This is a genomic window from Lawsonia intracellularis PHE/MN1-00, assembly GCF_000055945.1.
GTDB classification, from domain to species: Bacteria; Desulfobacterota; Desulfovibrionia; order Desulfovibrionales; family Desulfovibrionaceae; genus Bilophila; species Bilophila intracellularis.
In genome coordinates this window covers 1,239,002-1,253,262 of sequence record NC_008011.1, presented here as the reverse complement: position 1 = coordinate 1,253,262, position 14,261 = coordinate 1,239,002, and the positions used below count along the sequence as shown (strand labels likewise).

The following is a 14,261-nucleotide window of genomic DNA, read 5'->3' as shown; positions in this document are numbered from 1 at the left end:
TTTATCACTCCGATGAAAGAAGATTATTACCTGTCATCTCATTAGGAATAGAAACGTCCCATATACTCAAAATAGTTGGTGCAATATCTCCAAGTTTACCACTTTCTTTAAGGTTAAGAGGCTTCCCATCATATATTGCTATCAAAGGGACAGGGTTACAAGAATGTGCTGTTTGTGGCTGCCCAGATTTATCCAGCATTTCTTCCACATTACCATGATCTGCTGTTAAAATAAAACAACCATGCTGTTCAGCTACTGCTTTTTCTATACGTCCAACACAGTTATCAACAGCTTCAAGTGCAGAAATAGATGCTTTAATATTTCCTGTATGACCAACCATATCTGGATTAGCTAAGTTACACACAATCAAAGAAAACTTCTTACTATTCCATGCTGTTAGTAAGCGATCAGTTACTTCCATCACACTCATTTCTGGTTTTAAATCATATGTTGCTACATCTCTTGGAGATTGAACAAGTATCCTTTCTTCTCCTGTGAAAACCTCTTCACGTCCTCCACTGAAAAAATATGTAACATGAGCATATTTTTCTGTCTCTGCTATACGTAACTGCAACAATCCAAGAGCAGAAACGACTTCACCTAATGTTTTAGTTATATTCTCATGATTAAAAAGAACAGGAATATTAAACTCTTTGTCATACATTGTCATTGTTGCAATCCCTGATAAATGGGGAACACGGCCACGATCAAATCCATTAAAATCTGGAAGGATAAAAGCACTGACAAGCTCTCGGGCACGATCTGCTCTAAAATTAAAAAATAATACTGCATCATTATCCTGAACACAGTTTACACTAGAATTGCCCATGACTCTTGGCTTTATAAACTCGTCTGTTTCTCCAGATGCGTACGCCTGCTCTAATGCTTTAACAGAATCTTCCACATGCAAGCCTACTCCATGTACAATTGCATCCCAAGCAAGTTTGATCCTTTCCCAACGCTTATCACGATCCATAGCATAAAAACGGCCACAAAAGCTACCAATTACCCCGCTAGATGTAGATGTTAAAAATGAAACAATTTCTTTCATAAATTTTAAACCATCTTTTGGACCAGTATCACGCCCATCCATAAAAGGATGTAATATCACTTGAATATTATGCTCTTTAGCAATGGATAATAAAGCTTCAAGATGTCTAATATGGCTATGAACTCCACCATTAGATAACAATCCTAAAAGATGTAATCGACCATTAGATGATTTAACTTTTGTAAAAAGGTCAAGTAAAATTGGATTACTATCTAACTCTTTATTTTCAATAGCTACATCAATACGTGTCATTTGTTGATAAACAACTCTACCTGCCCCTATGTTAAGATGCCCTACCTCAGAGTTTCCCATGTATCCATCTGGAAGACCAACAGCACGACCTGAAGCATGTATTTGAGTTCCACCTGACATAGCTAACATTCTATCAATGTTTGGTGTAAACGCTAATTTAGCTGCATTACCAGTACTATCAGGTGCAAGACCATAACCATCAAGAATTAGTAATAGTATTGGCACTACATTCATAAATACATCCTTGATTAAAGAGTATTAGTGGCTAATTGTCCATTTAATAAAGGACACCCTTTCCAAAGAGTTTCAAGAGCATATAACTCACGTATCCCTGCCTGGAAAATATTTATAACTATATCATTAAGATCTACTAAAATCCATTGACCATATTGATACCCTTCCATTCGAAGATATTCAAAATTTTGTTTTGTACACTCCTCAAGGATTCCATCTGCAAGTCCTTTTGCATGACGAGAAGACGTAGCTGTTAAAATCACTACAATATCCATACATAAATTTTTATTTACTACATCAAAGGCTAGCACATTCTGTGCCTTATGCTCTTCAAGCCAACCTGTAAGAATAACAGTTTTTTGAATTGCAGAAACTTGAGAAAATTTTGACTTAACAGGTAATATTTGAGGAGAAAAAAAAGTTCTTAAAGATAAATTTTGTGTATTATACATAAGTTGTAACCTTCTATGCCTTACTCTAACAATATTTATATGCATTATACTTAATCTAAGCATTACTCAGCACAGTATAACAAATACATTGAACTCCATTTAAAGACAAGTAATAACGATCTTCTTCTATTTCATTAGAATTGTTCCTATAACTATAACATGTAATATGTCATAATTATCTATATATTATACGATAGATGCTATATGTAATAACAATATATTTACTCATTCATAGCTTGATGTTATTCTTATCTTTATTATTTCTTTATCTATCTTGAACATTGAAAAAATTATACTAGAATTAATTCAATAATTCATTAGTATGCTAATATCTTTTTAATTTTTTACTTACAACAAGCTACTATTAAGTAACCTCATATATGTTTAAACATGACTATACTCTCCCAATGCCTTTTCGTGAAGCACTGCCTTGGATAAGCGCAGTTTCTCTATTATTTTTATGTAGTTATATGACTCGATCTACCTTAGCCCCATTACTTGTCTATGTAGAAAATAGTCTTCAAATAGGCCATATACAATCTACAAGCCTTCTTCTTATGCAGAGTATAGGATATAGTATTAGTCTTTTTTCCTGTGGATTTTTACTCTCAAAGATTACTCCTGCACATATGGTAGCCTTTTCCGTCTTCTTCTCAAGTATCTGCCTATGCTTAATGCCTTATGTGGAGACACTTAGTGAAGCTCGATTACTTTTTGCATTACTAGGTTTTGGATGTGGTTTTTATTTTCCGGCAGGAATAGCAGTCCTATCAACACTTGTTTATCCCTCAGACTGGGGAAAAGCTATAAGTATTCATGAAGTTGCAGCTAATCTTAATTTTATACTTATTCCTTTATTAGCTCAATTATTTTTACAAGTTACTAATTGGCAAGGTGTTTGTGCTTACCTTGGTTGGCCTATGTTAGTACTTAGTATACTTTTTATATTTTTTGGTAGAGGAGGACAAGAACATGTCCCTTTACCATCTTACTCTGGTTATAAAGAGCTTCTTTTTACCCCAGCAAGTTGGGCTGTTGTTATACTACTTATTATTGCTCAAGCTGGAGAATATAGTGTCTTTAGCATATTACAATTATATCTCACAGATGAGGTAGGGTTTACACCAGGAAGTTCTAATATCCTTATATCTAGTTCACGGCTAATTACTCCCTTTATTGTAATTTTAGGAGGATGGGCGTCAGATCGTTTTAATGTATACTTTATCATTAAATTTTGCCTAATTCTTCATACATTAGCCCTTACCGCTATGGCATTTGATATTCCATCACTATCTATTATAGGTATCATCTTCCAAACCATTTCGATATCATGTCTTTTCCCTTCTATCTTTAAGGCTTTTGCTATACGCTTTCCACTTAGCCAACAAGCTCTGTTAATGTCTTTGTCTATGACAAGCTCAGGTCTTATTTCAAATGGAGGGATAACAATGTTTCTTGGATATTGTGGGGAACACCTAACATTTGGGATAGGCTTTATTTGCCTAGCTCTTTATTCTATTGGTTGTATTTGGATAACTAACCTTTTAAAAGTCAAAGTAAAACAAGTTATAGTTCCTAACTAGTAGTTATAACTATCTGATTATTATTTCCTAGTTTTTTTTCTATAAGTTTTACTGAATGCATGCTCAGCTAGATGACCTAACTCTTGTAATCTGCTATCAACTTTATCATATAACGAGTTTGGAGAAAAACCTCCTTTTTTTAAAGGACGGCCTGAAGGCATATCTGTTAAAAGTTCTAATGCTTCTGTAATATGTTTTACTGGATAAATAGCAAACTTTTTGTCTTTGACTGCCTCAATGACTTTAGGATTTAACATTAGATGATCAATATTATCATAAGGAATAATTACACCTTGCTCTCCTGTAAGCCCTCTACGTGAACATATTTCAAAAAAACCTTCTATTTTTCTATTAACCCCGCCTACAGCCATAATTTGTCCTGATTGATTAACTGCACCTGTAAAGGCAAGAGATAATTTCAAAGGAACACCTGATACAGCTGAAAGTAATGCAGCAAGTTCTGCACCAGAAGCAGAATCACCTTCAACTCCAGCATAATTTTGTTCAAAACAAAGGCTACCTGTAAGTACAAGAGGTTTTTTCTTTGCAAATTGATCAACTAAATAGCTCTTCAAAATAAGCATAGCTTTTGTATGGATAGGACCACCCAACTCTGATTCACGTTCAAGATCAATAATTCCTCCATGACCGACACCAACTGTACAAGAAATTTGATGTGGTAATCCAAACTCAAAATCACCATACCAAGATACAGACAACCCATTAACCCTACCAACACTCCATCCTGTTGTCATAACTTTTATAAGATCACGATCATATTCTTCAATAAAGAGTTCTTCTACTAAGTTGACTCTATTCAGCCTAGAAGCAATAGCTTCATCTAAGTGAATTTTTTGCACAAGCTCATTGCCTGCCATATTTGCAATAGCAGATGCTTCAATCATTACATCTCGTATTAAAGGAAAACGTAAAGAAAGCTTTTTCTGATCCTCACATTCTCTTGAACTATAATCTACAAGTCCTGCAAGGGATTCAGCATCAAAAGGTAATAGCATTGTATCATCTATAATTTTAGATAATTGGAACAGCCAACTTCGGATTCCTTTAGCTGTTCTTTCAGTTGTAGTAGTTAATTGAGCTTTAATTTTAAAAAGCTTACTAAAACGATCATCATGCTCCAATAATCTTTCATAAAAATCCTCATTTCCAACAAGAATAACTTTTACATCTAAGGGGATAGATTCTGGTTCAATCCCTTTTGTACGTATAGTTCCATCTGTTGTCTCTCCAAAATCTTCTAATGTTGAAACACCTGAACGCAATGCAAGCAATAATCCTTCCCATGCTAAAGGATGTTGTAATATATCATCAAGATGTAATATAAGAAAACCTCCATTAGCTTTATGCAACGACCCTGACTTTATAAGTGTAAAATCAGTTATTAATGCACCCATTTCAGCTTCTCTTTCTATACAACCTAACAAATGTGTAGCAGTAGGATGATCTTCAAAAACAATAGGTGCCCCTTTTGTATTACTATTATCTACAAAAATATTAATATAATACCTATATTGCTCTGTTTCTGTAGGACATAACTGACTAACATCATGTTGCTGATGTAATGCTATAGAAGCATTATCACGTGTGATGAAGGACTCTGGGTGCTCAAAAATATCTTTCTGTAATTCATTAAAATAATTCTTTAGTGATTTGTTATCAGGACAATGTCGTAATACTTCTTCAACAAAAGGTACAAAAAGTTTATCAAGAAGATTTGTAATTACTTCTTGATCAAGATTTTTTTCTGCAGATTGGAATGTTTTTTCTGCATTTCTTAATTTTCGTACCATACTTGACATTGAACTTAATAAGTTATCTCCTTTTTGCTTTAATGATTGCCTAAGATTAACGTCTAATCGATTAAACTCATCTTCACTTAAACGTTTTCCTTCAACTAGCGGATATAATGTTAATCCACCATGTTCATCAAGATCTACATTAAACTCTTGTTTATTAGCCACTCCTCGCATTTCTTTAAGAAGTTTATTACGGCTACTTTGGAACTTATCTTTTATTGTATTATGCTTCTTAATATATTCTTCATTTTCAAGCCACAAAGGAACTTGTTTACGAATTTCAGACAAAACCTTTGTTAATCCTGTTTGTATCTTTTTCCCTTGTCCAGAAGGAACAGTGAGTAAACATGGTTTGTCTACTTCATTAAAATTATGTACAAAAAGTAAATCTGGTGGTGTCTGCATTTTTTTAGCACGTGGGACTAAAAATTCCTTTAATAGATATGACCGGCCAAGCAGTGCTTCTCCCGAAAGATATATATTATAACCTGAAATCGTTATAGCAAGTGCACGCTCTAATGCTTTATGCACACGAGGCTGAAGAGATAGACGGTGAGATACATTTTTAGGAATTTCACTACTTACTTCCCATGGGATTCGGTCAGGCGAGAGTCTTGCACAAAGACGAGATACAGGTAATGGTAAAACTTTAGCCACATGGTACTCCAAAAACGTATTAAAAAATTCTAACTGTTAAAAAAACTAAGATTATCAACTATGCTGGTATGTCATAACTATTAGAAGTTACAGGATAGTATGCATTGATGCAAGAATATCATCCGCACCTTCAGCAAGAAGTATTTTTGATAATGTCATACCAATATCATATGCATCACTTACTGATCTTTCTAACCGGTTACGGATCATAACAGAACCATCACTCTTAGCAACTAAACCTTCTAAGCAGATAGTTTCTTGTTTACAAATAGTAGCATAACCTGCAATAGGAACCTGACATCCACCATCAAGGCCTGCTAAAAAGTCTCTCTCAGCTTGAATACAATGATATGTCTCTTTATGATTTAAAAAAGAAAATAGCTCCAATACATCTTGTCTTTCTTTTTGAACTTCTATCCCAAGGGCTCCCTGACCAACAGCAGGAAGCATAACACTACAAGGCAATGAGGACATATATGGTGCTATAAGGCCTAAACGTTTTATTCCTGCAGTTGCCATAATAATTGCATCAAACTCTTCTGCCATAAGTTTCCGTAGTCTAGTATCAATGTTACCTCTTAATGGTATAATTTGAAGATCTGGCCGTAATGCTAAAAGTTGTGCTTGCCTTCGCAGACTACTTGTCCCCACTAATGCATTTTCAGGTAGACTTTTAACACCACTATACTTTATAGAAAGAAACATATCTGTAGGATCTTCGCGTTCTGTAATAGCAGCTAAACAAAGTTCAAAAGGTAACTCCATAGGGACATCTTTCATACTATGAACTGCACAATCAGCCTCTCCAGATAAAAGAGCCTCTTCAATTTCTTTAACAAAAAGACCTTTTCCTCCAACTTTTGCCAGTGGAACATCAAGAATATGATCACCTTTTGTTTTAATAACCATTAAATCTACTTCAAGATAAGAATACATTTTTTGTAATTGATCTTTAATGTAGTTAGCCTGCCAAAAAGCTAATTTACTTCCTCTTGTAGCAATAGTGATCTTTTTCATTTTTATTCCTAACTATTAAAGTATTAATAGCAACTATTATGTTACTCCCATAGCATAATATTATATTTAATACCTTAATAGTCACATTATTTAAATATAAACTACTCTGTAGATGCTAATTAATCTTAATAATTAATCTTTATAAGAGTGTTGTTAGTTTACTAATACACAGCTATTTCCTATCTAAAATAGTTTATATTAAACTTACTACTTTTATACACTAGTTATACTGAAATTTATATTAGTTCTTATAGTTACTGAATTAACTTTTCTACTTCTTTTTACATATCATACTTACTAAGTATATTTATATGAAATATCTCCTACTGTTCATAAAAAAATATTATTCATTGTTTTCATGTGGTGCTGGATCGTTTAATAATGGTTGAATAGCTGAAACGTTCTCAAAAAGGAAATAATCTATTAACATACATAGCATATGTCCAATAGTTGCATGTACCTCCTGAACTAAAGGGGTTGATTGATGAGGGACATCAATCAAAAAATCACACAAAGGTGCCATCCCTCCTCCTCCCTTGCCAGTTAATCCAACTGTGGTAATACGTTGTTTACGAGCTACATGCAGTGCTTCAATAAGATTTACACTATTACCAGATGTAGAAATACCTAAAAAAACATCCCCTTGTTGACCAATTGCCTGAAGTTGCTTTGCAAAGATGAGATGAAATCCAAAATCATTACCAATAGCAGTCAAAATAGAAGAATCTGTAGTCAATGCAATAGCTGGTAATGGAGGACGATCTAAAAGAAAGCGATTAACAAATTCTCCTGCCCAGTGTTGAGCATCTGCAGCGCTACCACCATTACCAGCTATAATAATTTTACCCCCACATGCTACTGATGAAGCAATTTGTCGAGCCATCTCAACTATTGTACTGGCATGAGCAGTAAAAAATTCAGAACGTAATTTTATTCCTGTTTCTAAATGGGAAGTAATAAGTTGAAATGCTTTATTCATGAAACTAGGACTACTCCTTTTCACATAAAATAAATAGCTTTCTAATTTTTTTTATTTCAGCTAAGAATAAGTTGATCATCTCATGGTGACAACTATAACTCTGTGTTATTCTTTATTATAGCTTGTTATCTTAACTAAGATAACATATATCTTTAATGATAAAGCATAATAAAAAGATTATACTAATAACAAATGATTTTAACTTAACTATAAAAACTAATTATTCACACTAAAAAATATTATTAACAACATTTAATATGAAAACGCTTAAACATGCCCTTATTGTATATAAAGTAGGAAATCCTCAAGCAGAAAAAACAGCACATGATATCCAACATTGGTTTTATAATAAGAATGTAACCTCAAATCTCTTTTCATCTGATATTCCTGAGTCACAATTAAAACAATCACTTGTTCATACACAAGTAGCTATTATACTTGGGGGAGATGGAACTTTCCTTAGTATTTCCCGTAACCTTATTGAAAAACAAATACCTGTTTTAGGTATTAACTTTGGACAAGTTGGTTTTCTTGTAGAAATTCATCCTGAAAACTGGCCACAAATGCTTGAACAACTTTATTCTCATAAGCTTGTTCTTCAAAAAAAAATAGTCCTTTCCTGGTCAATAATTCGTCATAATCAAGTTATAAAAAATGGTTTTGCTATAAATGATGTTGTAGTAGGACGTGGAGCTCTTGCACGAGTTCTTGCTGTTGATGTTTCTATTAATAAACATCATATTGGAGTGATTCGCTCTGATGGTATTCTTGTTTCTACTCCTCTTGGGACCTCTGGTTATACAATTTCTGCTCATGGACCATTAGTTCATCCTGATGTGCAAGCACTTACACTGACCTCTGTATCGACACTCTTCAGAAGTACACCTCCGCTAGTTTTACCTCTATCAACAACAATTACGCTTACACCTTCACCTCATGCTATTGAACCATTCCTTACAGTCGATGGACAAGAAGGTTTTGTACTTAAACCCAATGATAGTGTTGGAATTCAAGGAATAAAAAGTGGGCTTCTTATATACACTACAGCCAACTATAGCTATTTACAACACCTACAAAAAAAAGGTCTTTTATCTTCCACAGATTTTAACTTATAGATATCAATAACCTAACGAAACTTATACTAAGTATAGTTATTGTATTTATTATTATCTCTTATCGTTAAATAAAAAAATGTTTCTTAATATTAATATAGCATTCTTTACTTTTTGCTTTTGTATTTCATTTATTATCTATCAAAATAACTAACTTTTTTTATATACATAAAAAAGTTAAAAAATAAATGGTAATTAACTATACTAAATTATACCAGTATATTCTGCCTCCTCTACTCTATAGTTATAAATAGAAATAAATACATAGGGCCACTATGCATTAATGAGCCATCTTCAATCTTTTGTATGTTCCTGTTCCCATTAGTTTATACGAGTAACATACTGGATAATTATGTAATTTTTCGTTAAAAACAAATATAGTCAAGTGGATTAATAACAATTCTATTACCGTTCAAACTATAACGGATTGAAATTACTCTTAACTATAAAAAATAAAAAACTTATTTTACTATTTAATAAAACATATAATTTTTATATTGTGTAAACTAAATGTTAGTAATATCAGATTAATATAACAAAATTAAGCTATAGGTCAAACAACTAAAAGTCTTTTCAACAAAAAAACAAATATAACTTTCCAATCGTTATAATAACAAACTTTCTAAGGATATTTTTCTGATGAATATACACGATTGTATAACTATGCTTATAGAATGTTTTGAACTACAAACACAAAAAACTATGCTTTGGCATGAAGAACTACCTGAAATTGAGCCACCCAAACTAAAAACTGTCTATACTCCATCTATTTTTAAAGAACTTGTTGTTATTCAACATCTATTTAATTTTAAAATCTGGCATGAAGAAGATATTGCACGTCGGCGTGATATAGAACCTATACTGATTGCAGAATGTAAACGATCTATTGATCAATTAAACCAACAACGAAACGATTTTATGGAACAAATTGATATAGCTTTTCTTAACCTTATTCAACCATTACTACCTACTAATACTAACAATGTACATACAAATACTGAGTCATTAGGAATGGCTATTGATCGCTCTTCTATTTTAAGCCTAAAGATATGGCATATGAATGAACAGGTCGAACGTAGCGACGTTACTATTGAACATATTGAAAATTGTAAACAAAAATTACATGTACTAAAAGAACAACATATTGATCTTAATAATGCTATCCTAAACCTAGTAAACGAATTCCACCAAGGAATCCGAAAACCTAAACTTTATTTCCAATATAAGATGTATAACAATCCTTCTCTTAACCCACAACTGTATTCACTAACATCCTAATAAGGGAGAAATCTATACATGAGTCACTTTGAAGCCGTCATTGGGCTAGAAGTACATGTTCAGCTTGGAACAAAGTCTAAACTCTTCTGCTCTTGCCCTACAACATTTGGAACTCCACCAAATACTAATATATGTGAAATCTGCGCAGGTATGCCTGGTGCATTACCATCCCTAAATAAACTAGCTGTTGAATACGCAGTTAAAGCTGGACTTGCATTGCATTGTACAATTAATACTCACTCTTTTTTTTCTCGAAAAAACTACTTTTATCCTGACCTACCAAACGGATATCAAATATCTCAGGGTACCCATGCTCTCTGTACTTCAGGATATCTTGATCTGACTATAAAAAATAACAATAAAAGAATAGGGATCCACCAAATTCATCTAGAAAATGATGCTGGAAAGAGTATTCACTCTCCTCATGAAAATAAAAGTTTTATAGATCTTAATAGAGCAGGAGTACCTCTTATTGAAATTGTTAGTAAGCCGGATATAAATACTCCTTCTGAAGCTGTTGCTTATTTAAAAAGCTTACATGCAATTGTAACATATCTTGGTATCAGTGATGGAAATATGGAAGAAGGCAACTTTCGATGTGATGCAAATATTTCTTTACGACCATATAATTCTAAACATCTAGGGACTCGAACTGAAATCAAAAACTTAAATTCATTCCGAAATGTTCAACGAGCTCTTGAATTTGAAATCAATCGTCAGCAAGATATATTAGAAGATGGTAAAACAATAATACAAGAAACTCGTCTTTATAATAGTGATAAAGATATCACTACCCCTATGAGAGATAAAGAAACAGCCCATGATTACAGATATTTTCCTGATCCTGACTTAGTACCTATTTATGTTACTATTCAGGAAATAGAAAAATGGAAAGGTGAAATCCCAGAATTATCGGATAGTCGACAAAAACGATTTGTAATAGAATGGGGTTTAGCTCATCAGGATGCAGAAATACTTACATCAAGTCGAGAACTTGCTGACTTTTTTGAAAAAGCAGTTAAATTATACCCAAAACCTAAAAAAATTGCTAACCTTATTAAAATATTACTATTACATATGCTTAATGAGCATAATATAACAATCCAACAATGTACAATGAAGCCTGAAGCAATTGCTGAACTTGCAGCTATTATTGATGAAAATCTTATTAGTATCAAAATTGCTCATGATATCTTTGAAGATTTATTTAGCAAACAATTAATGCCTAAAGATTACGTAATAAAACATGGCTTAACACAAATTTCTGATACAAAGACTATTGATACAATTGTAGTTGAAGTTCTTGCTGAAAATCCTACTGAAGTAGCCGCATATAAAAATGGAAAAACAAAATTATTAAGTTTTTTTATTGGACAAGTTATGAAAAAAATGCAGGGACAAGCTAATCCAGCACTTGTTAATCAAGCACTTCATAATATATTATCAAAATAACCTAAGTTAAAAATTTACTACTTTTAATAATATAGTATAATCAAAACTGATTGATTTTTCTTTAGTAAGAAGAATCAATCAGCCTATATAACCTAGTAGTTATTCTTAATAAAAGTTATGTCCGACGTGTACGTTCTCTATTGTTGTGACGACTACGATCACCATTACGATTTCCTTTAGAAAAACGACTACTCTCTTCAGGAGTCCAAGTTATACCTTCTTCTTCTAGTAATACTGCTTTACGACTTGCACGGACTCTATCACCTGTAATTTCAATAACTTTAATTATCATATCTTCACCTAGCTGTACAACATCAGTCACCTGTGCAATATGCTCAACAGCAAGTTGGGAAATATGAACAAATGCTTCCACATTAGGCATAATTTCTAAAATAGCACCTATTTCTAAAATTTTACGAACTTTCCCCTTATAGTTTTTACCTAATTCTGGACGTTGATCATAATATAAAATCATCTGTTTTGCTTGTTCCATTGCTTCAGATGTAGGAGCAAAAATTGAAATTTTTCCACTATCATTAATATCAATAGCTGCACCAGTAACAGTTGTAATCTGTTTAATATTTTTACCACCAGGACCAATAATCATCCGAATAGCATCAGGATTTACTACAAGCTCAGCGTGTTGTGGTGCATACTGTGAAAGGTTAGAACGTGGGACATCTAATGCTTTTGCCATTTCACTAAGAATATGTATACGAGCCTCACGTGCTTGCTCCATTGCTTTGCGCATTACATCTGTAGTCAAGCCAGTAATTTTAATATCCATTTGAACAGCTGTAATACCCTTAGTTGTGCCTGCAATCTTAAAATCCATGTCACCAAAGGCGTCTTCATCACCAATTATATCTGTTAAAACAATAAATTGATCATCTTCTTTAATCAGCCCCATTGCTACACCAGCCACTGGAGCAGAAATTGGGACACCAGCGTCCATCAATGATAAACAACCACCACATATAGCAGCCATAGAAGAAGAGCCATTAGATTCTAATGTTTCAGCAACGATACGGACTGTAAAAGGAAACGTATTTTGAGAAGGAAGAATATATTTAAGTGCCTTTTCTGCTAATGCACCATGACCAATTTCACGTCTAGATACACGAACGGGCTTTACTTCTCCTACAGAAAAAGGAGGGAAATTATAATGAAGCATAAAATTTTTAACTGTATCTCCTGCAAGTGAATCTACTCTCTGATTATCTGTTGAACTTCCTAATGTTGTAATACATAATGACTGTGTTTCACCACGAGTAAAGAGGGCTGAACCATGCGTACGTGGAAGTAAACCTACCTCAATTGCTATAGGACGCACTGTTATTGTATCACGTCCATCAATACGTAAATTTTCTTTTACTATTCTTTGACGAACAATCTTCTTTTCTAAATTTCCAATAATTTCACTTACTGTATTAAGTATATCACTATGTTCAGCATAAAGAGGATCTTCTTTTAATATAGCTAACACTTTTTCCTTAACAGCTTTACGAGCTTCTTTACGAAATTGCTTTTCTTTAACTTGCATAGCTTCTACTATACCAAATTTATCCGCTAATTCTTCTACTTTTTTAGAAAAAACTATATTCTCTTCAACAGGAACAAATGGTATTTTATTTCGTCCAGCAAGTTCTTGGATTTTATTTTGGAGGGTTATGATTGGCTGAATTTCTTTATGACCCCATTCAAGAGCCTCAATAATGATTTCCTCTTCAACAACATTTGCTTCACCTTCAACCATTACAACAGCCTCTGAAGACGCAGCAAAAACAATATTTAAATCACTTAATTCTATTTCATTAATTGTAGGATTTAATACAAACTGACCATTTAAACGTCCAATACGCCCAGCTGCTATAGCACACTCAAAAGGTAAAGAAGAAAGCATTACAGCTGCTGATGCCCCTGTTACTGCTAAAATATCAGATTCATTTTCTTGATCTGAAGAAATTACATTAGCCAAAATTTGGACATCTTCTGCTAAGCCTTTAGGAAACATTGGACGAATAGGACGATCAATTAGTCGAGAAATAAGTGTTTCACGTTCACTAGGACGTCCTATTTCTCGTCTAAAAAAGCTTCCAGGGATTCTTCCTGCAGCATACATCTTTTCTGAGTATTCCACAGTAAGGGGGAAAAAACCCTTGTCAGACTCAAGGGGTTGAGAACAAACTGTTACAAGAACAATGGTACCACCACATTGAACTGTAAGAGAACCATTTGCCTGTGTAGCCATATAACCAGTTTCAAAAATAATTTCTTTACCACCAACTTGAGTAGCTAAACGAATGGGGGGTTTTCTAAAGCTCATACATTTCCTTTTTATGTCAAAAAAGTACTATAATAACCGTAAGTCAAAATA

General features: G+C 33.2%; 10 protein-coding genes. 4 read left to right on the top strand and 6 right to left on the bottom strand.

Features of this window, described 5'->3' with window-relative positions; translation table 11 throughout:
* Positions 1 to 4 precede the first annotated feature (4 nt).
* Entirely contained in the window at positions 5 to 1,537 is a 1,533-nt protein-coding gene (gene gpmI / locus LI_RS05545; RefSeq protein WP_011527098.1) for a 2,3-bisphosphoglycerate-independent phosphoglycerate mutase, read from the bottom strand.
* A 14-nt stretch (positions 1,538 to 1,551) separates the two neighbouring features.
* A complete protein-coding gene (gene rsfS / locus LI_RS05540; protein ID WP_015353807.1) occupies positions 1,552 to 1,989 on the bottom strand; it encodes a ribosome silencing factor in 438 nt (145 codons plus the stop codon).
* 380 nt (positions 1,990 to 2,369) lie between these two features.
* Between rsfS and LI_RS05535 the strand changes: the two genes are divergently transcribed.
* On the top strand, positions 2,370 to 3,572 hold the full coding sequence (locus tag LI_RS05535; RefSeq protein ID WP_011527096.1) for an MFS transporter: 1,203 nt from the start codon (positions 2,370 to 2,372) through the stop codon (positions 3,570 to 3,572).
* Positions 3,573 to 3,592: 20 nt separating this feature from the next.
* Here LI_RS05535 and LI_RS05530 read toward each other — a convergent pair whose 3' ends face one another.
* The 3 genes from LI_RS05530 to LI_RS05520 all read right to left on the bottom strand — a co-directional run bounded on the left by LI_RS05530 (position 3,593) and on the right by LI_RS05520 (position 8,042).
* On the bottom strand, positions 3,593 to 6,046 hold the full coding sequence (locus LI_RS05530) for an ATP-binding protein (RefSeq protein WP_011527095.1): 2,454 nt from the start codon (positions 6,044 to 6,046) through the stop codon (positions 3,593 to 3,595).
* Positions 6,047 to 6,133: 87 nt separating this feature from the next.
* On the bottom strand, positions 6,134 to 7,063 hold the full coding sequence (gene hemC / locus LI_RS05525; RefSeq protein ID WP_011527094.1) for a hydroxymethylbilane synthase: 930 nt from the start codon (positions 7,061 to 7,063) through the stop codon (positions 6,134 to 6,136).
* 343 nt (positions 7,064 to 7,406) lie between these two features.
* Positions 7,407 to 8,042, bottom strand: coding sequence for a D-sedoheptulose 7-phosphate isomerase (locus tag LI_RS05520; RefSeq protein WP_011527093.1), 636 nt, complete (start codon positions 8,040 to 8,042; stop codon positions 7,407 to 7,409).
* A 257-nt stretch (positions 8,043 to 8,299) separates the two neighbouring features.
* Between LI_RS05520 and LI_RS05515 the strand changes: the two genes are divergently transcribed.
* The 3 genes from LI_RS05515 (at position 8,300) to gatB (ending at position 11,884) form a co-directional block, all read left to right on the top strand.
* Entirely contained in the window at positions 8,300 to 9,157 is an 858-nt protein-coding gene (locus tag LI_RS05515) for an NAD(+)/NADH kinase (protein WP_011527092.1), read from the top strand.
* A 636-nt stretch (positions 9,158 to 9,793) separates the two neighbouring features.
* Positions 9,794 to 10,432 (top strand): DUF4254 domain-containing protein, encoded by a 639-nt coding sequence (locus tag LI_RS05510; RefSeq protein WP_011527091.1) that lies wholly within the window; start codon positions 9,794 to 9,796, stop codon positions 10,430 to 10,432.
* 18 nt (positions 10,433 to 10,450) lie between these two features.
* Positions 10,451 to 11,884, top strand: coding sequence for an Asp-tRNA(Asn)/Glu-tRNA(Gln) amidotransferase subunit GatB (gene gatB / locus LI_RS05505; RefSeq protein WP_011527090.1), 1,434 nt, complete (start codon positions 10,451 to 10,453; stop codon positions 11,882 to 11,884).
* Positions 11,885 to 11,999: 115 nt separating this feature from the next.
* On the opposite strand, the gene pnp is transcribed toward gatB, so the two are convergent.
* Positions 12,000 to 14,210 (bottom strand): polyribonucleotide nucleotidyltransferase, encoded by a 2,211-nt coding sequence (gene pnp / locus LI_RS05500; protein ID WP_011527089.1) that lies wholly within the window; start codon positions 14,208 to 14,210, stop codon positions 12,000 to 12,002.
* Between the last annotated feature and the right edge of the window lie 51 nt (positions 14,211 to 14,261).